Here is a 21767-nt window from a genome sequence, read left to right as displayed (position 1 = left end):
TGTCCCATTAGCGAGGGCTTTGGTAACTCTCAATAATTCAGTTTGATTAGCGTTTGGCACCGTAATCAATTTCATGGTGTTGGCCATCTTGATTCAGGATACGGTTAATCGTCTCTTGCTGTATTACTAGCAATCTGCCGTTGGTTTCATTGGCTGTTTGGCTATCTTTCACTAACAGCTGCAAGTTGTCCCATGACATTTTTATTTGCGGTCTTAGGTGATCAGGTAGCGCCGTGATTAAGCGTCTCATGCCACTATTGTCACTATTAAAACCTAGTGTCGCGAGATTTTCGCTTCGCTGTTTGGCTCTCAAAGCTAACTTGTTACACAGTGCAGTTTGACGCTCGTTATGGGCTAAGAGCGCATCATTATCCCTGCGTTGCATTAATTCACGTTGGTGCTTAAGCATTGATTTTAATTGACTATATCCCTCAAGATCTTGACGAATATCGCGAATTAAACTTTGAACAAGTTCGCGCTTATTTACTTGACTATTATCCATGCTGTATCAATATCTTATCTGCAATTTTATCTAAGCTCAGCTCAAAGCTGCCATTACTTAAAGCCTGACGTATAGCAGCAACTTTATCTGTGTCAACGTCGGAGATGGTATGTAACTCTTTCTGGGTTTGTTCTAACAATTGCCAGTCGTGACTAATATCTTGTCGTGTTGGCGTTGATAGATTTTCTGATTCAACGGGCTTTCTGGGCGTATTAGCGCTCTTACTCGTGCTGAACTCAGTGCTCAAGGCACTACTAATTTTATTAATTTCCATAGATGTTCATCGTCATAAATGGCTAGATATTAGATATAGGCGACCTAAATAGGATAAATCTAAAATAAATTTTTAAATTTATCCTCAGGTGACCTGAATGTTAAAAACGGGTTTCAACTCTCCCCTTAGCTATGGGGTAGGCGGTAATGATTTTCCCTGAACTACTATTCCTCACTCTAATGGCATCACCTTGTTTACCCGCATCCATAGCAATCCCAATCATATTGGCATAAAAGGTGGCACTGACTGCTTCAATAATCACTTCATCTCCTATGCTCACGAGTTCTGGTGCACTTAAATTGCTTGCTCTTATGGGTTTGTTTTTGATTATTTTTCTGGCAACCGCTTGCCCTAAAATGTGTTTTTCATCAGTAATAATGTCTTGATCTGACGCAGTTAAGGGCAGCATTTGCCATTGTAGATTTTCTGATGTGACAACTTCATCTCTCTTAAGCGTTTTGTTGGCAACAGGAATGTAGGCGCTGAGAGCAACCTTGGCCCGAACATAGAGTGACCAGCCTTCAGAGGCACAGCTTATTTTTCGTTGGATCCGACCGAATGGGAGCCCTTTAGCAGCCTCGACTTGGAGCGCCGTGCTACACGTTTTTAGCTTGGCTGTGCTGGAAGGAATGTGCAGTGTGATTTTTTTGCTGACTTTTTTGATCTCTTGCGATTGTTGCCACTTAGCTATCTCTGCGGCTACGGAGTTTGTCATTTGCTGAGATATTTGTTCTGTCGCCGTGATCTTCCCTTTCGCGTGCACATTGAGCGGAAGTAACCCTATGCTCAGTAAGAAAGTGAGGGAAAAGAACTTTCCGTATATCAATAGCGATTTCATTTAACCAACTGTTTTATATGAATAAGTATATTGGCATGCTAATTGTAAGCTGCTCGACCATCTAAATTAATTACGCATACAGTACTAGGAGTTGAGATGGCTATCAACCTTGATAAAGCATTAGGAATACATCCTCAGACACTCGATTTTAGAGTGGAGAGAAGCAAGGTATTAGCGAGTAATTTAATCAATGCCGAAACTCCGGGGTACAAAGCGAGAGATTTGGATTTCAAAGCGGCCATGAAGCAAGTTGAAGCAGGCATGCAGATGAATCAAGAGTACAACCTCGCTTATCGCATGCCTTATCAAAATTCTGCCGATGATAATACCGTGGAACTCGGTAAGGAACAGGCAAGATATTCACAGAATGCGATGGATTATCAAACGAGTTTGACATTTTTAAACATGAAAATAGCCGGTCTAAAGTCTGCTATTGAAGGTCGTTAGGAGCCTGTATGTCATTTGGCGATATTTATCAAATAGCGGGTGCTGGCATGAATGCTCAGACCATACGTTTAAATACAGTCGCGAGTAACTTAGCTAACGCTGGAACTGCCGCCGAAAACCCTGAGTCGGCCTATCGAGCATTAAAACCCGTATTTGCGACTATTTATGATGCGACTCAACAAGGTGCGATTGGTGCTTCGATTGAAGTGAGTGAGATAGTCCAAGCGGATGCCCCATTGGATATGCGTTATGAGCCGAATCATCCCTTTGCCAATGAACAAGGTTATGTCGCTTACTCTAATGTGAACACGATTGAAGAAATGGCCGACATGATGGCGGCAAGTCGTTCATTTGAAACCAGTGTTGAAATCATGAATCGTGCGCGTTCTATGCAGCAAGGTTTATTGCAACTAGGGAATAAATAGCAATGGAATTGGCTCGCTCTGGTAACAACTCGATTCAGAATCCAGCAGGTGCATTAGCGGCTCCAGGGAATGATGCTGCGTCATTAAAGAATGAATTTATGACCTTAATGATCGCGCAAATCAAGAATCAAGATCCCACTAAACCGCTTAACAGTGCTGAGTATATCTCTCAATTAGCGCAGTTTTCGCAGGTCGAAAGCTTAGAGGGAATGCGGAAGAATCAATCAAGCCAAATGGTCATGATGGAAAATTTGGGCATAGTACAGTCGGCATCTTTGATTGGTAAGAATGCCATGGTGCCTGTGTCTGAGTTTCAGCTCGATGGTGAAGCGGTTGAAGGCAAAGTGTATTTAGAGAATGCAGCTGAAGGCTTAGATCTTGAAATTATCGATGCACAAGGTCAGGTCGTTAGCACTATTCAACTCGGTGCTCAGGATGTTGGTGATGTTCGGTTCTCTATCGATCCAGCTGAGCTGGGGTTGTCTGCAGGCCAATATGAAATCAAAGCTAAGGCGACACTAGGTGAAAATAGTTTAGTTGCGCCAACGTATATTAAGGCACCGATCGAGAGAATCCATTTCTCCAGTGCATCCGGCATGATGATGGCTGAAATGGGCCATGGTGTTGGGGTTGTTTCTGTGCTCAATATTTCTGAAGTTTCGTAAATTATTTTTATAGGATATTAAGATGTCATTTAACATAGCTTTAAGTGGTTTACAGGCGACGACTCAAGATCTCAACACTATCAGTAATAACATTGCTAACGCATCGACGAGTGGGTTTCGCGGTGGCCGTAGTGAATTTGCATCAATTTATAATGGTGGTCAGGCGGGTGGCGTTGGCGTGATGTCAACGAGCCAAAACTTCTCTAAAGGTGGCAGCTTAACTTATACCGGTCGTCAGCTTGATATGGGGATCCAAGGCGAAGGCTTTTTTGTTCTCAAGGGGAATGATGGCGGCGCCATGTATGCTAGAGCAGGGATGTTCCATAAGGACAATCAAGGCTTTATAACCGATCCAGTCGGTAATCGTTTACAGGGATATTCTGTGAATACGACGGGAAGATTACAAACCGGTAATGCGGGTGACTTACAGGTACAAACGGCTTCTTTAGCGGCCAAAGCCACAACGAATGTCAGCATGGTTTCAAATCTCGATGCGAGAGTCGATGTTATTCCTCCAGCTGTCCCAGCCGTGCCATTTGATCCTAAAAATATTGATAGTTATCACTCTATTGGTACCACCAGTGTCTACGACTCTTTGGGTACAGAGCATGTGGTGACTCAGTATTATGTAAAAACAGCGCCGAATGAGTGGACTGTTAATTACACTCTGGATGGGACTCTTCTGCCAGACCAAACAACATTAAAATTTGATTCAAAAGGCATTTTAGATCCAACTACGACAAAGGATACCTTCGACCTTACATTGGGTAATGGGGCATCACCGCTTAAATTTGATATCAATTTTGATAAAAGCACTCAGTATGCCGCCAAATATAACAACTCCAGCTTATCTCAAGACGGTTACACCTCGGGTGAATTGAAAGGCGTGCGTCTGGATGACAATGGCATGTTGTATGGCACTTATACTAACGGCCAAGATCAATTACAGGGTCAGGTCGTCCTCGCAAACTTTAGTAATCCCAATGGTTTATCTGCCGTGAGTAACAATGCTTGGGTGGCTACAAATACCGCTGGGCAAGCGATTATGGGGGCGCCATCTACAGGCACTATGGGCACTGTTACGGGGGGGTATTTAGAGGGCTCGAATGTGGATACGACCGCTGAAATGGTTAACCTCATGTCGGCACAACGTAATTATCAATCTAACGCCAAAGTTCTCGATGTGAACTCGACTATGCAACAAGCATTACTTAATGCCATTTAAGAAGAGACACTGACATGGAGAAGATGCTTTATACCGCCGCCAGTGGTGCAGTTCGTATTCTTGAGGCGCAAAGTATTCGCGCGAATAACTTGGCTAACGCTGAAACTGCAGGATTTAAAGCCGACCTTGAGCGCGTTAATGCCGTGCCTTTAGCTGTTCAAGGTAATAGTTTGAACACAAGGGTTATGGCACAGACTGAGAGTAGTGGTTTTAGCCAGCAAAGTGGGGTGATCAATCCTACGGGCCGTTCATTGGATTTAGCGATCCGCGATCGTGGCTTGTTCAGTGTGGCTGTTGACGGTGTTGAAGCATACACCCGTTCAGGTGCAATTGAGACCAATGCCGAGGGGCAACTGACTATCGATGGCCGACCTGTATTAGGCGTTGATGGGCTGATAGCGCTGCCTGAGCATAAAGATGTCTTTGTGGGTGAAGACGGCACCGTCAGTGTTTTACCCTCTGAAGGCGGGATCATTGAGGAGGTGGGCCGATTAAAGCTAGTGAATCCTGACTTTGCCTTAATGCAAAAGGGGCAAGATGGGTTGCTCTATCGTCGTGATGGCCAAGCAGTGCCACAAGATGAAGGTGTGTTAGTGGATAGTGGCTTCCTTGAGTCGAGTAACGTGCAGGCCGTGTCAGAGCTTATTGCATCTATGGATTTGAGTCGTCAATTTGAGATTCAAGTTAAGTTAATGAAAAGTGCAGAAAAGCTGGCCGAGGCTGGTAATCGTCTGCTGGGCAATGTTTAAGGATTATTGGTATGCAATCAGCGTTATGGGTAAGTAAAACCGGCCTAACAGCACAAGATACGAAAATGACTGCGATTGCCAACAACTTGGCAAACGTGAATACCACAGGTTTTAAGCGTGACCGTGTTGCGTTTAATGATCTGTTTTATCAGGTTCAACGTCAGCCAGGTGGACAGGTTGATGCACTGAATAATCTGCCATCGGGTCTGCAATTAGGTGCAGGAACGAGAGTCGTTGGTACTCAAAAAATATTCACTACTGGGGATATGCAAAATACCAGTCAGCAGTTGGATCTAGCGATCGAAGGTCATGGTTTTTTCCAAGTAGAAGAGCCAAATGGCGATCTTGCTTATACCCGTGACGGTCAGTTTTATCGCAGCAGCGAAGGCATGATGGTCACGTCACAAGGTTTACCTTTAGTGCCCAATATCGTGATCCCTGAAGATGCGCTAACCGTTACCATTGCTAACGATGGTGTAGTCACAGCGAAAATGGCGGGTGAAGCTGAACCTCAAGATTTAGGTCAAATCACGCTTGTTAACTTTACTAATCCAGCAGGGTTAGAAGCTCGAGGTGACAACCTTTACCGTGAAACGGCGGCATCGGGTGTGGCGGTTGAAGGTGTGGCGGGTGATCAAGCTTTAGGTGCTTTAAGACAGGGTGCGCTAGAGGGCGCAAACGTCAACGTGGTGGAAGAAATGGTCGAAATGATTTCCACGCAGAGAGCATATGAGATGAATGCCAAAGTTGTGTCAGCCTCAGACGATATGCTCAAGTTCCTCAATCAATCGGTTTAGAGAGGCAATCATGCGTTGGTTATGGTTTTTATGGTTTGCACTGTTATCGGGTTGTATGTCGCATATTCCAGATAAGGAGACTAAACCTGGCACTAAAGAGTGGGCACCGCCTGAGATTGACTACAGCCTGCCAGATGCAAAGGATGGCAGTCTTTATCGTCCCGGTTTTATGTTGACGCTTTTTAAGGATAAACGTGCTTTCCGTGAGGGCGATATTTTAACCGTCGCGTTAGATGAAAAAACCTATTCGAGTAAGAAAGCGGATACCAAGACCAACAAAGAACAAGATATGGGTATGGGGCTTGCGGGCAATATTGGTGATAAAACGGCCAATGCTGACGGTAAAACCTCTTTTTCGAGAGGGTTTAATGGTGCAGGCTCAAGTACACAGCAAAACCAGTTATCAGGTTCAATCACTGTAACTGTTTCTAAGGTTTTACCTAATGGTACCTTGTTGATACGTGGTGAAAAATGGCTGCGATTGAATCAGGGCGATGAGTATTTACGCTTACTTGGCATTATACGTGCTGATGATATAGGTAATGACAATACGATATCGTCGCAACGTATTGCCGATGCCCGAATTATCTATGGTGGTCAAGGTGCCATTGCCGACAGTAATGCTATGGGATGGGCTTCTCGCTATTTCAATAGTCCATGGTTCCCGCTCTAGCAAAGGATATTTTGATGCTACGTTGTTTATTATTGTTACTTTTGGCTACTGGTACACTGCAAGCGGAAGAGCAAAGCCGCTACTTGATGGATATTGTCGATGTGCAAGGTCTGCGTGATAACCAACTCGTGGGTTATGGCTTAGTCGTCGGATTAAATGGAACGGGTGACCGCTCTCAAGTTAAATTTACCAGTCAATCTGTCGTCAATATGCTTAAACAGTTTGGTGTACAGATTGATGATAAAACCGATCCTAAGTTAAAGAACGTCGCCGCTGTTGCTGTGCATGCGACTATTACTTCTCTGGCGAGCCCAGGACAATCCTTAGATGTGACGGTTTCATCCCTTGGTGATGCAAAAAGTCTTCAGGGCGGAACCTTATTAATGACGCCTCTTAGGGCTGTCGATGGTGAGGTTTACGCGGTAGCGCAGGGCAACTTAGTGGTTGGCGGTATTTCTGCCGCCGGTCGTAATGGATCATCTGTGACTGTGAATGTGCCAACTGTTGGCACTATCCCCAATGGTGCCTTACTTGAGGCACCAATCAAAAGTAACTTTAGTGATAATGAAGACATCATATTAAACCTTAAGGATCCTAACTTTAAAACCGCCCGAAATATCGAACGGGCTGTGAATGAACTATTTGGACCCGATGTTGCACGTGCGCAAGATCATGCCAAGGTTCTGATACACGCGCCTAAGTCGAATCGAGAGCGTGTGACTTTTATGTCAATGCTTGAAGAACTCAAGATTGACCAAGGCCGACGTTCACCTCGAATCGTGTTTAATAGTCGTACTGGCACTGTGGTATTAGGGGGAGATGTTGTGGTTCGTAAAGCCGCTGTGAGCCATGGCAATCTGACAGTGACTATTGTTGAACGGGAAAACGTGAGCCAGCCTAATGGCGCTTATCTTGGTAATGCCGCAGGGGAAACCGTGGTGACTAATGATAGCCAAGTATTAGTCGAGCAAGGTAACAAACGTATGTTTGTTTGGCCCGAGGGCACGGCAATTGAAGAAATCGTGCGTGCCGTAAATAGCTTAGGTGCGACACCAATGGACTTGATGGCAATTTTAGAAGCTTTGGCGGAAGCGGGCTCTTTAGAAGCTGATTTGGTGGTAATTTAATGAAAGTTGAAAATACGGGCGGTTACTTAAATAAGCTGAATGCTGATGATTTGATTAAGGCGAATGGCGAGCAAGGTGCACTTAAATTAGTCAGTCAACAATTTGAGGCGCAGTTCCTGCAAACGGTACTTAAGCAAATGCGCTCAGCCACCGACGCTATGGCCGATGAAGATAATCCTTTAACCTCCAAAAGCAATAATGGCCTTTATCAAGATTTACATGATGCGGAATTGGCCAGTCGTTTAAGCCAAGTCAATGGTATGGGCTTGGCTGACGTGATGACTAAGCAGCTATCACGTTCATTTCAGTCTGAGAAAGATCCGGTCGCCTTTGATCCTCAACAGATGACAACAACAGCGATGCAGCCTGCACTTATTATGCGGCCCGTTGTGAAGGATTTTAAATGAGCATGTTGAACATTGGTAAGTCTGGCTTATTGGCAAGCATGGCCGCATTGAATGCAACCTCAAATAACGTTGCTAATGCTATGGTTGCAGGCTATTCACGTCAGCAGGTGATGTTAAGTTCGGTTGGTGGCGGTGCTTATGGCTCCGGCGCGGGCGTGTTTGTTGATGGTGTTAGACGGATCTCTGATCAATACGAAGTCGCGCAGTTATGGCAAACAACGAGTGCTGTTGGTTTTTCTAAAGTGCAAAGTAGTTATTTGCGTCAGGCTGAACAAGTATTTGGTGCCGAAGGGAATAATATCTCAAAAGGCCTAGATCAATTATTCGCCGCCCTTAATTCATCTATGGAACAACCTAATCTCATTGCCTATCGACAAGGTGTACTTAATGAGGCTAAGGCCGTTGCCCAAAGAGTGAATGCAATCAACGACAATATTGATTCGCAACGTAATCAGATCAATGGACAGCTTGGTTCATCCGTTAAAGAGATCAACTCACAACTTAATATTATTGCCAGTTTCAACCGCGACATTCAGGCAGCGAGTGTAACAGGAACGATTCCCCCTGCACTGCAAGATAGTCGAGATGCTGCAATTGATGACTTAGCGGCGATTTTAGATATTCGGGTTGTTGAAGATAGCCAAGGCATGGTCAATATCTCGCTGGCCCGAGGTGAGCCGCTATTGACGGGAAATACTGCCGCTAAGTTAACGAGTAATCCCGATCCCACCAATCCTAAGAACGATTTGGTGACTATCCAATTTGGTGCTAGCCAGTTTAATGTTGATGAAACCGCTGGTGGCAGTTTAGGTGCCTTGCTTACGTACCGTGATGTGCAGCTCGCAGATTCGCAACAGTACATAGATGAATTAGCGGTCATGTTAGCGACAGAGTTTAATTCTATTCTTGCTTCTGGCACTGACTTAAATGGTGCGACACCGTCACAGGATTTATTTACTTATCAAGCTAATAACCCAGGAGGAAGCTTATCTCTAACGGCCGGTTTTACGCCTGATAAACTTGCCTTTGGTAAAGATGGCACCCAAGGCGATAACGCAAATTTAAAAGCTTTAGTACAGCTAGCGAATAAAGAGCTGAGTTTTACTAGCCTTGGCAGTAATACAAGCTTAGCGGAATCCTTTTCCAGTAAGGTTGGCCAGTTAGGTTCTGCTTCTCGCCAAGCGATTTCATTTGCTAAAACCAGTGTAGATTTGCAAAAAGATGCGCAGTCCCAATGGGCGAGTACCAGTGGTGTAAATCCCGATGAAGAAGGGATTAATTTGATCATCTATCAGCAGTCATATATGGCGAATGCGAAGGTGATTTCCACCGCAGATCAACTGTTTCAAACTATGCTTAGTAGCTTTTAAGGACTTTATTCATGCGTGTAACAATGCAAAATTTATACACTAACAATTTAAACAGTTTGCAGAACACGACCTATGATGTGGCACGTTTGAATCAAATGCTCTCTAAAGGTGTTTCAATACTATCGCCTTCGGATGATCCTATTGGTGTTGTTCGGGTAATGGATAACCAACGTGATTTAGCACTAGTACAGCAATATGTTAAAAATATCGATTCCTTAAGTACCAATATGAGCCGTGCTGAAACATATTTATCCAGCATGGTTGAGACGCAGCAGCGGATGAAAGAAATCAGTATTGCGACTAATAGCTCGAATCTCTCGAAAGAGGATAGAGCATCCTATGCTTCTGAAATGGAAGAACTCTTAAAGGGGTTAGTGGATAATATTAACGCCACTGATGAGTCGGGTAATTACCTGTTCTCGGGTAACGCGATTGAGAAAGCTGCGGTAGTTAAGGATACTGCTGGGCGATACGTCTACCAAGGTGATGCTAGCGAGAGAACGGTACAAACATCTAGCTCTTCATGGACTACGGCTAATATCACCGCCGAAAAAGTCTTGTTCTCCAATGCTGGTCAAGATATTTTGAATCAAGCAATGGACTACATTAACGTATTAAATGATCCAAGCTTATCACCAAGCGATCCTGCTTTTAGTGCGGCCGCGAGTGGAATACAAACAGCGTTAAGTGAAACCTTAGATAGCATAGGTGCTGCTATTACCGATTTCGGTGGCAAGCAAAATAATCTCGCGTTAGTTAAAAGCTCCCATGAAGAAATGGTGTTGTTTAGTAAACAAGTGATAGGTGAAACGCAGGAGCTCGATTATGCCGCTGCCACTGCCGAGTTCAATGTCAAATTAACCGCATTAAAAATTACCCAGCAAACTTTTGTACAGATAAGCCAGCTGTCCCTTTTCAATCATATGTAGGTAATGAGTTAAATGATCAAAGGGATAGGTGAGTCACTTAGTCAGTTACGCCAAAGTCAGACGGTAACGTCTCATTATGTTGCTCCGATATCAGGTGTGCCCCGCAGTGCACCGAAAGCGAGGCCCATACCTAAGCATAGATTGGAAGCCTATGGACGTTGGGCTAAGGTGACTCAAGAGCAACATAATATTAGTGCATCGCAAGTGGTGTTACAGAGCTTGATTTCTGCCAAGAGTATCCTAGGTCAACTGAACAAACAGCTACAAACCTGCTTGTTCAGTAAAAACACAGTTGTTGAAGATGCATTACATAAAGCGGAGGAGTGTCGAAGACAATTAATCGAGATTAGGCCTTATTACCAAGGAAAGCGTTTACTCGATCATCACTTGAATTTGATTTCAGCATCCCAGCCTGCGGCATTACATTTTTTTAGGTTCCGACGAGTCGATCTCACATCACCTAAGAACCGCGATGAGCGGATTACGCTTTTTACTGAGAAGCAAACATTGCATTTGCTTTTGCCTGCCAATAAAAATCGCTTAGAGCTACAAGATATCATAGAGCCTGTTTTAGCTTCGATAGGGATAAGTATTGACCGCTTATCGACCAATGACACAGTGTTTACTGCACAGCATGAGACTTGGATGAAGCTCAATGGGGGGATTTTAATGGTGGGCGAAGGGCAAAGATTGCCAGCGGGTGAGCCGAGGAATATACCATTAGAAGAGAAATTTAGTTGGCAGGATCCCCGTGAATGGAATTTTACGGATACTGAAAAGTTAAAAATGACATTGGCTAAAGTGTCAAAGGTAGATAAAAAAGTCACAGTGCAAATTGATGATATTAAAGCATCCCACCGTTTACTACTGGTGAAGGTTAAGCAATTGACCGCATCTAGTCAGCCCAAATTTGAACTCCAACATTTGCATAAATTTATGCAACCCTATCCTTTTGCCTATCAAGTGACATCTTTGATGGCGCAGGGAAATACGAACCGCGAACAGGTTAGTGCTCTGCTGCTCTAATTTTTGAAGCGAACCCTAAGTGTGATTATTTAATTTTTGAAAATAAGCTATTTGGCTTCAGTGAAGAGCTTTTCATGTCGCCTTAATGAGTTATGCCTGGATTCAGGCCTAACCAAAACAATCGTTATTTTCTGGAGAACTACTATGTTAGGTGTTCATACTAATTACGCTTCAATCGTTGCGCAGGGTGCTGTAAATAAAAGCAATAACCTTTTAACTAATGCTATGGAGCGTTTGTCGACTGGTTTACGTATTAATAGTGCATCTGATGATGCTGCTGGTCTGCAAATTGCTAACCGCATGAGCGCTAACGTAAAAGGTATGGAAACGGCTTCACGCAATATTTCTGATGCGACCTCTATGCTACAAACCGCTGATGGTGCGTTAGAAGAATTAACGACCATTGCTAATCGCCAGAAAGAATTGGCTACTCAAGCCTCTAACGGCGTTAACTCTGCGGCTGATTTAACGGCATTAAATGATGAGTTCACGCAATTGAACGCCGAAATAACGCGTATTGTAGAAAATACCACTTATGCTGGTAATAAATTATTCGATACTGGTGTATTGACCTCAGGTACTGGTGTGAAATTTCAAATTGGCGCCGGAACAACGGAGACAATGGATGTTAAATTAGGCGCAATTCCTAAAACTGTCGCAGGTACTTTAACAGGTGGTACCGCCAATGCTGCGATTGCCCTTGTGGATACCTTCTTAGCCGCTGTGGGTACTGAGCGTTCTACCTTAGGTGCCAACATTAACCGTCTTGGCCATACTGCCGCTAACTTAGCGAGCGTTACCGAAAACACTAAAGCCGCTGCAGGGCGTATTATGGATGCCGACTTTGCGGTTGAATCTGCCAATATGACCCGCAATCAATTATTAGTTCAAGCAGGTACAACGGTACTGTCTTCAGCTAACCAAAATACGGGTTTAGTGATGGGGTTACTGCGCTAATGTTATTCAATTAGTCAGTGTTAGTTTTAATGCCAGTAAGCTTAGCTTGCTGGCATTTTTTTATGGTGTGCATGCCATTTCAGTCTAGTTTTTACAGTGCTATACACTCTATTTTTTAAATATCGATTTTAGTTGTGGGCTTGTGTAGTCGCTTTAGTTAGTTATGCCTGAACTCAGGTCTAACCCAAATGCTCGTTATTTAATGGAGAACTACATATGTTAGGTGTTCACACTAATTACGCTTCAATTGTTGCTCAAGGTGCTGTTAACAAAAGCAATAACCTATTGACTAATGCAATGGAGCGTTTATCGACAGGTTTACGTATCAATAGCGCATCTGATGATGCTGCTGGTTTGCAAATTGCTAACCGCATGAGCGCTAACGTTAAAGGTATGGAAACCGCTTCACGTAATATTTCTGATGCGACCTCTATGCTACAAACCGCTGATGGTGCGTTAGAAGAATTAACGACCATTGCTAATCGCCAGAAAGAACTCGCCACTCAAGCGGCAAACGGTGTGAACTCTGCTGATGATTTAACGGCTCTGAATGATGAGTTTACTCAATTAAACACCGAAATTACCCGTATTCTCGATAATACAACTTATGCCGGTAATAACTTATTCACCAAGTTGGAGGCTGGTGTTACCTTCCAAATTGGTGCCGGAACGGGTGAAAAATTGGTTGTTACAACAACAGCCATAGATGATGCTGCGCTGGCTGCTGGTGATTTAACTACTGGCGCGAATGCGGCAATTGCCCTTGTTGATACTTTTATCGCAGCAGTCGGTACAGAACGTTCTACACTAGGCGCCAACATTAACCGTCTTGGACATACTGCAGCTAACCTTGCCAGTGTGACTGAAAATACCAAAGCTGCCGCTGGACGTATTATGGATGCCGATTTCGCGGTTGAATCTGCCAATATGACCCGCAATCAATTATTAGTTCAAGCGGGTACAACGGTACTGTCTTCTGCTAACCAAAATACAGGTTTAGTGATGGGGCTACTGCGTTAATTACGCCGAGTTGAGTTAGTTTTAAGTGCCAGTAAGCTTAGCTTGCTGGCATTTTTTATGGCGTTTTGTGGATGCCATTTAAGTCTGTTTTTATAGAGGTGCTCCCATCTATTTTTAAATAAGTTTTAGTTTTGCGCTGTTGCTGTCGCCTTACTTAGTTATGGAGCTATACCGGGATTCAGGCATAGCCAAGATAACTGTTTTTTCTAGGAGAGCTGATATGTTAGGTGTTCACACTAATTACGCGTCAATTGTTGCACAAGGTGCTGTTAATAAAAGTAATAATCTATTAACTAATGCTATGGAGCGTCTGTCGACGGGTTTACGTATCAATAGCGCATCTGATGATGCAGCGGGTTTGCAAATTGCTAACCGCATGAGCGCTAACGTAAAGGGCATGGAAACGGCTTCACGCAATATTTCTGATGCGACCTCTATGCTGCAAACCGCAGATGGTGCGTTAGAAGAATTAACGACTATTGCTAACCGCCAGAAAGAATTGGCGACTCAAGCATCAAACGGCGTTAACTCTACAGCAGATTTAAAAGCGTTGGATGATGAATTTAAGCAATTAAATGCAGAAATTACCCGGATTGTAGAAAATACAACCTATGCGGGTAATAACTTATTTAAAGATGCTACTGATGGTGTACTCGTCAAAGGTGTGACCTTTCAGATTGGCTCGGATGGAGCAGAGCAAATGTCAGTTACCTTAGGTGCTATTGATAAGACAGTTACTGGTGATTTGTTGACTTCTGCAGCCGCCAATACGGCTATCGGGGCTGTTGATACCTTCTTGGCTAAAGTGGGGACAGAACGTTCAACCTTAGGTGCCAACATTAACCGTCTTGGCCATACTGCGGCTAACCTTGCCAGCGTAACTGAAAATACTAAAGCCGCTGCCGGCCGTATTATGGATGCCGATTTCGCGGTTGAATCTGCCAATATGACACGTAATCAATTATTAGTTCAGGCGGGTACAACGGTACTGTCTTCAGCTAACCAGAACACGGGTTTAGTCATGGGTCTATTGCGTTAATGCTATTGGGCAAGTGATGTCATTGGTCACGGCTAAAATGCCAGTTAGTTGCGCTGACTGGCATTTTTATTTTAGCCACGGTTTATGTATTGGTCGGTAGTCGCTAAACCCGAGATTGAAACCTATAAGGTTCATGTTTTAGTGGGTAATTTTCGATAACACAAAGTGGAAGATGGTTTTCCTGTTTAAGTGTTCATGCGGAAGTATTTAGCTGTGTTTGGGCCAGTTAATTATTTAATTTTCTTTAAAAACAGTAACTTGTTTTTGGCATGCGTTTTGCTCTAGAACGAGTGGAGGTAGTCATGATTTCAGGTATGAATGCAGCACAATTTGCTCAGCAACTGATTGGCGCAGACCGCGCAGGTAAAGATACGCTTTACAAAGGCAAGCTAACTGCCAGCAAAACACAGTTAGATGCCTATACATTGCTCGAAAATAATATGAAGAAGATGGCCACTAAGCTGAGTGAAATGGGTGGCGATGCAGCTAAAGGCAAAATTGCTACGGTTACGGGCGAGAATGCGACCGCGACAGTTAAATCTGATGCTCCAAAGGGCAACTATGATTTGAGCGTGCATAAACTTGCGCAAGCGCATCAACTGACTAAAGCCTATTCCTCTGAAAGTGAATTGTTGCCAACGTCGGGCATTATCAGTATTCAAGTCGGTAGTGATCCGACTAAGCGCATGGAAATTGATTTGGCAACGGTTAATGGCGGTGCGGCTATTTCTGTGTCTCAGTTACGCGATGTGATCAATAAACAAGTGGGTAATCCTGGTGTACAAGCGTCATTAGTGCGCACAGGTAACCAAATCGAATTTATGCTGTCTTCAAAGGAATCGGGTGTCGCGAATCAAGTGAAGGTTGAGTTTAACGGTGCCGATTGGGGCATGACAGAACGTCGTGCAGCACAAGATGCGGAACTTACATTAAACGGTATCAGTATTACCAGCAGTAGTAACTATCTAGAAAATGTTGTTGATGGTGTCAGCCTCGAATTAGTCAAGGTGCATGCGGCTGGTGAAAGCAGCATGATTAAAGTCACTGACGATTTTGAAGCGAATAAGAAAGCGGTTAAGGATTTTGTCGATTCATTTAATTCTTTAATGACGCAAATTAATCAATTAACTCGTTCTATGGGCGTTAAAACCTCTGACTCTGGCTCTTCCGATAAAGATAAGGAAGACAAAAGCACTGCAGTGAGTGAAGCGCAAATTGGTGTGTTGAAGGGGGATACCTCTATTCGCCTTCTCCAGTCTAAATTACGTGATTCTGTATTTGCAACGGCTGCTAATGGCATGCGTTTGTCTGATATCGGAATTGAGATTGGACGAGACGGAAAACTAAAAATTGATGATGCTAAGCTGACCGATAGCTTTAAAAGTGATCCAGAAAAAGTACAAGCCATGTTTACTGGTCCTGACAGTTATATCAAAAGCATAGAAAAGACCCTAAAACCTTTTACACAGTTCAATGGCTATATCGATCAAAAGCAGGAAGCGCTAAATAAGCAGATTAAAAGTGTGAATGACAGTATGGCGCGCCATGATTATCAAATGAATCAAAAGTATCAGATTTATTTAACCCAGTTTACGGCAATGGAATCCACCATTAATCAGTTTAATTCCGCAAGTCAGTTGTTTTCATAGGAAGCAGTAAAAAATGTTAAATGAGTACGATCCATTTAATGCCTACAAGCAAACCGCTTTAGATGCACAAGTAGCGGCAGCAACAACCCATGACATGGTGCGTATGTTACTTGATGGTTTATTGGAAGAACTAGAGCGGACCGCTGGCCATATGGAATACCAAAGGTTTGAGGCGAAAGGAATGAGTATCCATAAGTGCCTTAATATCGTGCATGGCTTGGACTCTATGCTTGACCTTGAAAATGGTGGTGAGGTTGCCGTGAGCTTACATCGTCTCTATGACTTTTGTAGCCGTCAGCTTGTCAGCGCCAGTGTCGAAAACAGTGCTGAAGCGCTAGTTCCAGTGACTCAGGTGATTACGAATGTCAGAGAAGGATGGACAAATCTCAATTAAGCAGTGGGCGCGTTTTGCGAATGCTTTACGCCAATATGCAGATGCTCAGGATTGGGAAAGCGTCCGAAAAGTGAACATCGCTTTGATCAAAGCACTGCAACAGGCTGGTGAGGCTCATGATATTGAGCAGAAATTAGCACGTGCAGAATTAAAGCGGGTTCATTCCCAAGTGCTACAAGAGTTGATCTTGGCTCGTGATGAATTAGCTGCTGAAATGGGCCGCTTTAAGGCGCAACAACCAGGTTTAGCCGCCTATCAATTAACACAAGTAAGTGGAGCTTTGGATGATCTCTGATCTTCTTTCAACTCGTCCTGTTGGCACAAATACCAGCTTGACGACTAAAGTGGCAAGTGCAGTTGATCAAGATAAATCAGAGTCATTTACCTTGTTGGGGTTGCCAGTCGGATTGTCTGCAGCACCTCTCCCGTTAGAGGGAACTCTGTGGACTCAGAATGCCGAACATACTTTAGAAAGAGATGTTGATACTCTTTCAAATCAATATTTTAATAGCAATTTATCTGACTCAGTATCTTTTGTTCCTGTTGTACCAGTATTGTCTCAGCCACTGTTAAATACTGAGATCAACTCAGCGCCTATTATTCAAGATGGCTTAGCCGCCACGCCTCAGGCTAGTCTCGTTTCACCGACTGCTGTCGCGCCGTTTGTTCCTGTGATTTTTCCTGCGGAAACTGTTAAAGCGGATCCGATAGGTCGAACTCCTGCGTCTTTAATTGGGCTCTCAGTCACAGATCAAAGAGGAATCCTATTTAGCTCAGGGATGACCTCATCTATGGCTCTTGCAGGAAGTCGTACTCAGCCTGCGGGTATGAGTGGCGAATCCTTGAAAATGAGCGGCGTATTTACGCAGGATTCAACGCTGGCAACTTTCTCTGGGGATTTTGAGCATTTGAAATCTGACTCGTCAGTGTTTCAGCGTGTGTTGGCAGAACTGAGGGGGCATGAAGTTAAAGATATTAATGCGATAGGATCTCAGCAGGTTGCGGGTACGCAGGCTGCAAGTGCTACTCAATGGGGCCCTGTATCTCTCACTCCCATGGCTTCTTTAGCGCAGCACTCTCAGGAGATCCTTACTCCCTTAAGAGAGCATCTTCGTTTCCAAGTCGATCAACATATTAAGAAAGCCGAATTAAGGTTAGATCCGCCAGAACTCGGCAAGATTGAGCTCAATATTCGTTTAGAGGGCGATCGTTTACAGGTGCAAATGCATGCAGTAAATCCGGCAATTCGAGATGCATTGCTCAATGGTTTAGATCGTTTGAGGGTGGATTTAGCAATGGATCATGGCGGTCAAATTGATGTCGATATTGGCCAAGGAGAATCGCAACAGCATCAACAGGAAACTGCATTATTCTCCTCGTCGATAGCGGCTGAAACTACAACGGATAATGTAGTCGATGTGATGGCGAGAGAGAAATCCCAATTAGATTTATTGGCTTAAGTGCCGGAGTCGTTTAATGGCAATTTTAAAATCTCGTTTAGTAAAGATCATTTTAGCGTTACTTGTGCTCATTAGTTCGACCGCAGGTGCATTTTGGATTGGGACAAGTAGTGGAGATTGGAAGCTAGCAGAGCTTTTTGCATCGGAACCTGAAGTTGAACCTGTACCAGTTGCAAAGTTTTACCCGTTAGAAAAGTTTGTGATATCGATTCCCGGGGATAAGTATCCCCATTACATGCTGCTTGAAATGTCATTAAAAAGCCGTAATCCCAATATGAAAACGGTGTTGCTGGAGTCAGATCCACTTATACGAAACGCTATGATGAAGATGTTCTCACGTAAAACATTTGAGCAGTTGAACCACTTAGATCAGCTTGACAGTTTACAATCAGAGGCGTTGATATTGATGGTTAAAGTGCTGTCAGATAACCAATTACCTTCAGATATTGATGAAGTACTCTTTACTCGCATGGTGATCCAGTAAGAGGCCTTATCATGACAGCAGCGGGCCAACTCGCATATCAACAAACCTGTGATTATCCAGTCGAAGAGCGTCAATCTGAACAACAGATTATTCGACAATACTTGCCATTAATCAAACGTATAGTCTCGCAGATGCGCAGTCACTGCGGCGTGATGTTATCACTCGAGGATATGGAGCAAATTGGCATGATGGCCTTGCTTGAGTCATCACGTCGGTATCCTGGCGAGCTGGATAATGGATTTATTTCCTTCGCTGGGCAACGGATTCGCGGTGCTATACTCGACGAGTTGAGGCGGCAGGATTGGCGTCCTAGACCTGTTAGACAGCAGGCCCATGAGCTTAATGATGTTGTTAGACGTTTGAGTCGAGAGATGGGACGTGAACCAAGCGATCTTGAAGTGGCCAGTGCGCTTGGGCTGAGCGCGGAGGATTATCGGGAACGTTTATACTCGACGCAAGCAGAGTCGATGAAAAGCTTAGATGAGTTGCTATTGGGCGGTGATCATCCAGTAGACAGAAGTAATGATGTTGAGCGGTTAATACTGAAGCAAACTTTGATCAAAGTTATTTCAAAATTAAATGAAAGAGAACAGCTAATTCTGTCGCTTTACTATCATCATGAGCTGAATTTAAAAGAGATAGCTATGGCATTGGGATTGACTGAAACGCGTATTTGCCAGCTGCATAAATCAGCTATTTCACAGTTAAAAACAATATTGCAGCGCTAAAGTTTAAAAGTGAGAAGATCGTAATGAGTAAACTAGTTGGGCTGTTAATCATTTTAGCTTCTGTGTTTGGTGGATATGTTTGGGCGGGTGGAGCTTTGTCTGCATTGTGGCAGCCTGCTGAAATTTTAATCATTATGGGGGCCGGAGTTGGAGCGCTTATTATTGCTAACCCACAATCAGTATTAAAAGAAATGCTTGAGCAGTTAAAAGAATTATTTAATAAGGGCAAAGAAGATCCTGAATTATATCCTCAGTTATTTCCTTTGATGGGCACTTTAATGGCTCAGATCCAATCTCAAGGCTTAAAAGTGCTCGATGAACATTTAGAAAATCCTCATCAGAGCTCTATTTTTCTAATGTACCCAGCCGTGCTCAATCACCCAAATGTTTTACAGTTTTTAATTGATAACTTACGAGTGCAGTCTATTGGGAAAATATCTCCCCATGACTTAGAGCATATCCTAGAAGAAGAAATTCATCGTATAGAAGAGGACAGATTACGGCCATCGGAAGCTTTTAGTAAGGTGGGAGAGGCTATGCCTGGCTTTGGTATTTTAGCTGCTGTACTCGGTATTATCATTACTATGTCTAATATTGATGGCCCAATTACTATGATTGGTGTCAAAGTTGCCGCGGCATTAGTCGGTACATTTATTGGTATTTTCGCGTGTTATTGTTTCTTTGACCCAATGTCAAAGGCATTAGAACATCTAGTTGATCGCAAATCGGCACAGCTTCGGTGCATAGCCGCTATTTTAGTGACCTTTTCAAAAGGTAAACCACCAATGATGGCTATTGATGCGGGACGGAAACAAATACAAAGTGAAAATCGTCCTTCATTTATCGAGTTAGAACGTTGGATGGAAGGGCAGAGAAGCTAATGCTCCATAAAAATGAGCCGATTATTATCAAGCGGCGAAAGCGAGGAAAGCGTAATCATGGACATGGTGGTGCGTGGAAAGTCGCTTTTGCCGATTTCACGCTTGCTATGATGGCGCTCTTTATGGTGCTGTGGATCATGCAAATCGCTGATCAAAAAGAGCGAACCATGATAGTGCAGTATTTACGTGGAGATATGAATCCCACTGGTCCAATGAATCCATTTGAGCTAAGTCAGTCATCTTCAATTATTGATTTAGAAGGTAATATGTCTATTGCCCCTCCAATCATACCTTCCAATTCTATGCCTAGAGGTTCAGAGTCAGAAGGATTAGAGGAAGGTGCGCTCATCCCCGGGCAATTTGATACTCAGGCGCAATTAACTGTGCTCGCCAGAGAATTGAATCGAGTCGTGCAAAGCTCGAGCATGGCTGAGAACATTTCTGTGACTATTGTGCCTCAAGGCATACGCATCTTAATTCACGATAATGTGAATCAATTTATGTTTACGCGGGGCAGTGCACAGATGCAGCCCTATTTTGAAGAATTACTTTTATCTTTAGGGCCTATTTTAAAAAATATAACTAATAGCATGGTTATTTCTGGTCATACGGATTCAACGCCTTATGCGGGCAGTTTATTTACTAATTGGGAATTATCGAGTGAAAGAGCACTATTAGCACGAAGAGTGCTTGAGCGTGGCGGTGTTAAACGCGATCAGGTTATTCAGGTGACGGGTATGGCTGATCAGGTTCCTTACATCACTTCGGATACTGCTGCGGCGGCTAATCGTCGGATTGAGGCGCTTATTTTAACCTCCTCTGCTGAACGGTTATTAAGAGGCATGATTGGCGCTCCGATCGATACAGTCCCAAGTGGCGTTACAATCAACGAAATTAAGCGCCAAGCAAACACTCGTTAGTGTTAATACCTGCTCTCATTTGTTAGGGATGACTATGAATCTGTATGAAGAGTTTGTACATTCTGAGGATGAAGTTGAAGCGACCCCTGAGTATCAGATTATTGAATTTGATAATCGTCGAACTCATCAAAGATTTAGCCTGAGACGAAATAAAAGAGCGCCACTCGCATTTGCATGCGATGGCCTGACAGTGAATTTATCAACAACTCGCTGGTTTGTTATTACGCCGATTGGAACTGCAAATATAAAAGATATTAGCATTGGCGGTGTTGGGATTTTGTGCAATGAACCACTGCCAGTAGGGAGGAGATTCTATATTGAACTTGAGCAAACACGAGTCTTATGTGAGGTAACTCGAGAACAGACGATTAAAGGTCGATTGAAGTTCTTAGGCGCTCGCTGGATTTATCGTGATAAAGCTGAAGTCCAGAACTTGATTGATGCAATTAGACTACGGGCGAAAATATAGGATATGCAATGGCTGCATCTTTTCATCGAAACGGCTCGGATAAATTACAGAAGGTCTTTCTGTATCTTATTCTGCTGAATTGGCTATTGCTTATTATTGTTGCACTCAATATGAATACATTACGCTTTAGCCATGGTGTTATGATTTCAATTATGATTTTTATCTATAATTATTTTCTGGCTCATTTATGTTTTATTCGTGCTGCTAGAGCGCAAGATGCTTATCTTATTTACCCAGTGGTTATTGGCGCACTCAGCTCCTTTTTCCTCGTTGTTTATTTCTTCTTTTTACTCTAAATCCCCTGCCTATAAA

General features: G+C 43.5%; 28 protein-coding genes. 25 read left to right on the top strand and 3 right to left on the bottom strand.

Translation table 11 applies throughout. The annotated features are described in order from the left end of the window. Window positions 1–46 precede the first annotated feature (46 nt). The 3 genes from L5M40_RS19940 to flgA all read right to left on the bottom strand — a co-directional run bounded on the left by L5M40_RS19940 (window position 47) and on the right by flgA (window position 1614). Window positions 47–502 carry a flagellar protein FlgN gene (locus L5M40_RS19940; protein WP_028761850.1) on the bottom strand — a complete coding sequence of 152 codons (456 nt, stop codon included), beginning with the start codon at window positions 500–502 and terminating at the stop codon, window positions 47–49. After that, entirely contained in the window at window positions 495–776 is a 282-nt protein-coding gene (gene flgM, locus L5M40_RS19935; protein WP_113940828.1) for a flagellar biosynthesis anti-sigma factor FlgM, read from the bottom strand. The genes L5M40_RS19940 and flgM overlap by 8 nt, the downstream gene beginning before the upstream one ends. 100 nt (window positions 777–876) lie before the next feature. After that, window positions 877–1614: a flagellar basal body P-ring formation chaperone FlgA gene (gene flgA, locus L5M40_RS19930; protein WP_131523391.1), complete on the bottom strand. Its 738-nt coding sequence runs from the start codon at window positions 1612–1614 to the stop codon at window positions 877–879. A 96-nt stretch (window positions 1615–1710) separates the two neighbouring features. On the opposite strand from flgA, the gene flgB reads away from it, so the two are divergent. From flgB to L5M40_RS19805, 25 genes are all read left to right on the top strand, one after another. Further along, on the top strand, window positions 1711–2061 hold the full coding sequence (flgB, locus tag L5M40_RS19925) for a flagellar basal body rod protein FlgB (protein WP_168825885.1): 351 nt from the start codon (window positions 1711–1713) through the stop codon (window positions 2059–2061). An 8-nt stretch (window positions 2062–2069) separates the two neighbouring features. Beyond that, the gene (flgC, locus tag L5M40_RS19920; RefSeq protein WP_131523392.1) at window positions 2070–2486 is read left to right on the top strand and encodes a flagellar basal body rod protein FlgC; all 417 of its coding nucleotides are present in this window, start codon (window positions 2070–2072) and stop codon (window positions 2484–2486) included. Window positions 2487–2488: 2 nt separating this feature from the next. Then, the gene (locus tag L5M40_RS19915; RefSeq protein WP_113940824.1) at window positions 2489–3151 is read left to right on the top strand and encodes a flagellar hook assembly protein FlgD; all 663 of its coding nucleotides are present in this window, start codon (window positions 2489–2491) and stop codon (window positions 3149–3151) included. Window positions 3152–3173: 22 nt separating this feature from the next. Beyond that, entirely contained in the window at window positions 3174–4376 is a 1203-nt protein-coding gene (gene flgE / locus L5M40_RS19910) for a flagellar hook protein FlgE (RefSeq protein ID WP_263257135.1), read from the top strand. A gap of 14 nt (window positions 4377–4390) precedes the next feature. Continuing rightward, window positions 4391–5125: a flagellar basal body rod protein FlgF gene (locus tag L5M40_RS19905; protein ID WP_173247921.1), complete on the top strand. Its 735-nt coding sequence runs from the start codon at window positions 4391–4393 to the stop codon at window positions 5123–5125. An 11-nt stretch (window positions 5126–5136) separates the two neighbouring features. Beyond that, the gene (gene flgG, locus L5M40_RS19900; protein WP_006083393.1) at window positions 5137–5922 is read left to right on the top strand and encodes a flagellar basal-body rod protein FlgG; all 786 of its coding nucleotides are present in this window, start codon (window positions 5137–5139) and stop codon (window positions 5920–5922) included. 10 nt (window positions 5923–5932) lie between these two features. Further along, entirely contained in the window at window positions 5933–6595 is a 663-nt protein-coding gene (flgH, locus tag L5M40_RS19895) for a flagellar basal body L-ring protein FlgH (RefSeq protein WP_113940821.1), read from the top strand. A gap of 14 nt (window positions 6596–6609) precedes the next feature. Continuing rightward, a complete protein-coding gene (locus tag L5M40_RS19890) occupies window positions 6610–7722 on the top strand; it encodes a flagellar basal body P-ring protein FlgI (RefSeq protein ID WP_113940820.1) in 1113 nt (370 codons plus the stop codon). Then, window positions 7722–8129: a rod-binding protein gene (locus L5M40_RS19885; protein WP_113940819.1), complete on the top strand. Its 408-nt coding sequence runs from the start codon at window positions 7722–7724 to the stop codon at window positions 8127–8129. Before L5M40_RS19890 ends, L5M40_RS19885 begins: the two co-directional genes overlap by 1 nt. Then, window positions 8126–9499 carry a flagellar hook-associated protein FlgK gene (gene flgK / locus L5M40_RS19880; protein WP_113940818.1) on the top strand — a complete coding sequence of 458 codons (1374 nt, stop codon included), beginning with the start codon at window positions 8126–8128 and terminating at the stop codon, window positions 9497–9499. Before L5M40_RS19885 ends, flgK begins: the two co-directional genes overlap by 4 nt. A gap of 11 nt (window positions 9500–9510) precedes the next feature. Next, on the top strand, window positions 9511–10428 hold the full coding sequence (gene flgL / locus L5M40_RS19875; protein WP_173247918.1) for a flagellar hook-associated protein FlgL: 918 nt from the start codon (window positions 9511–9513) through the stop codon (window positions 10426–10428). Between the two features lie 12 nt (window positions 10429–10440). Further along, window positions 10441–11454: a hypothetical protein gene (locus tag L5M40_RS19870; protein WP_168825875.1), complete on the top strand. Its 1014-nt coding sequence runs from the start codon at window positions 10441–10443 to the stop codon at window positions 11452–11454. Window positions 11455–11598: 144 nt separating this feature from the next. Beyond that, window positions 11599–12411 (top strand): flagellin, encoded by an 813-nt coding sequence (locus tag L5M40_RS19865; protein ID WP_006083386.1) that lies wholly within the window; start codon window positions 11599–11601, stop codon window positions 12409–12411. A gap of 216 nt (window positions 12412–12627) precedes the next feature. Then, window positions 12628–13431, top strand: a complete 804-nt coding sequence (locus tag L5M40_RS19860; RefSeq protein WP_113940815.1) for a flagellin — start codon at window positions 12628–12630, stop codon at window positions 13429–13431. A gap of 220 nt (window positions 13432–13651) precedes the next feature. Further along, window positions 13652–14470, top strand: a complete 819-nt coding sequence (locus L5M40_RS19855; RefSeq protein WP_113940814.1) for a flagellin — start codon at window positions 13652–13654, stop codon at window positions 14468–14470. A gap of 302 nt (window positions 14471–14772) precedes the next feature. Beyond that, window positions 14773–16119: a flagellar filament capping protein FliD gene (gene fliD / locus L5M40_RS19850; RefSeq protein WP_131523397.1), complete on the top strand. Its 1347-nt coding sequence runs from the start codon at window positions 14773–14775 to the stop codon at window positions 16117–16119. Between the two features lie 13 nt (window positions 16120–16132). Further along, complete coding sequence (gene fliS, locus L5M40_RS19845; protein WP_113940812.1) at window positions 16133–16513, top strand: flagellar export chaperone FliS; 381 nt, start codon at window positions 16133–16135, stop codon at window positions 16511–16513. Beyond that, window positions 16482–16808, top strand: a complete 327-nt coding sequence (locus tag L5M40_RS19840; RefSeq protein WP_113940811.1) for a hypothetical protein — start codon at window positions 16482–16484, stop codon at window positions 16806–16808. The genes fliS and L5M40_RS19840 overlap by 32 nt, the downstream gene beginning before the upstream one ends. Then, entirely contained in the window at window positions 16798–17973 is a 1176-nt protein-coding gene (locus L5M40_RS19835; RefSeq protein ID WP_263257132.1) for a flagellar hook-length control protein FliK, read from the top strand. The genes L5M40_RS19840 and L5M40_RS19835 overlap by 11 nt, the downstream gene beginning before the upstream one ends. Before the next feature lie 16 nt (window positions 17974–17989). Beyond that, complete coding sequence (gene fliL, locus L5M40_RS19830) at window positions 17990–18457, top strand: flagellar basal body-associated protein FliL (protein WP_131523400.1); 468 nt, start codon at window positions 17990–17992, stop codon at window positions 18455–18457. Between the two features lie 11 nt (window positions 18458–18468). Next, window positions 18469–19185, top strand: a complete 717-nt coding sequence (locus tag L5M40_RS19825; RefSeq protein ID WP_173496201.1) for an RNA polymerase sigma factor FliA — start codon at window positions 18469–18471, stop codon at window positions 19183–19185. A 23-nt stretch (window positions 19186–19208) separates the two neighbouring features. Beyond that, window positions 19209–20066, top strand: coding sequence for a flagellar motor stator protein MotA (gene motA / locus L5M40_RS19820; RefSeq protein WP_113940807.1), 858 nt, complete (start codon window positions 19209–19211; stop codon window positions 20064–20066). After that, window positions 20066–20986: a flagellar motor protein MotB gene (locus tag L5M40_RS19815; protein ID WP_263257130.1), complete on the top strand. Its 921-nt coding sequence runs from the start codon at window positions 20066–20068 to the stop codon at window positions 20984–20986. Before motA ends, L5M40_RS19815 begins: the two co-directional genes overlap by 1 nt. Before the next feature lie 34 nt (window positions 20987–21020). Then, window positions 21021–21455, top strand: a complete 435-nt coding sequence (locus L5M40_RS19810) for a pilus assembly protein PilZ (protein WP_263257129.1) — start codon at window positions 21021–21023, stop codon at window positions 21453–21455. A gap of 8 nt (window positions 21456–21463) precedes the next feature. Then, complete coding sequence (locus tag L5M40_RS19805) at window positions 21464–21751, top strand: hypothetical protein (protein ID WP_113940804.1); 288 nt, start codon at window positions 21464–21466, stop codon at window positions 21749–21751. The last annotated feature ends 16 nt before the right edge of the window (window positions 21752–21767 follow it).

Origin of the sequence: Shewanella sp. SM68 (assembly GCF_025653925.1) — a bacterium.
Taxonomy (GTDB): Bacteria; Pseudomonadota; Gammaproteobacteria; order Enterobacterales; family Shewanellaceae; genus Shewanella; species Shewanella oncorhynchi.
This window is presented reverse-complemented; position numbering and strand designations above follow the sequence as displayed.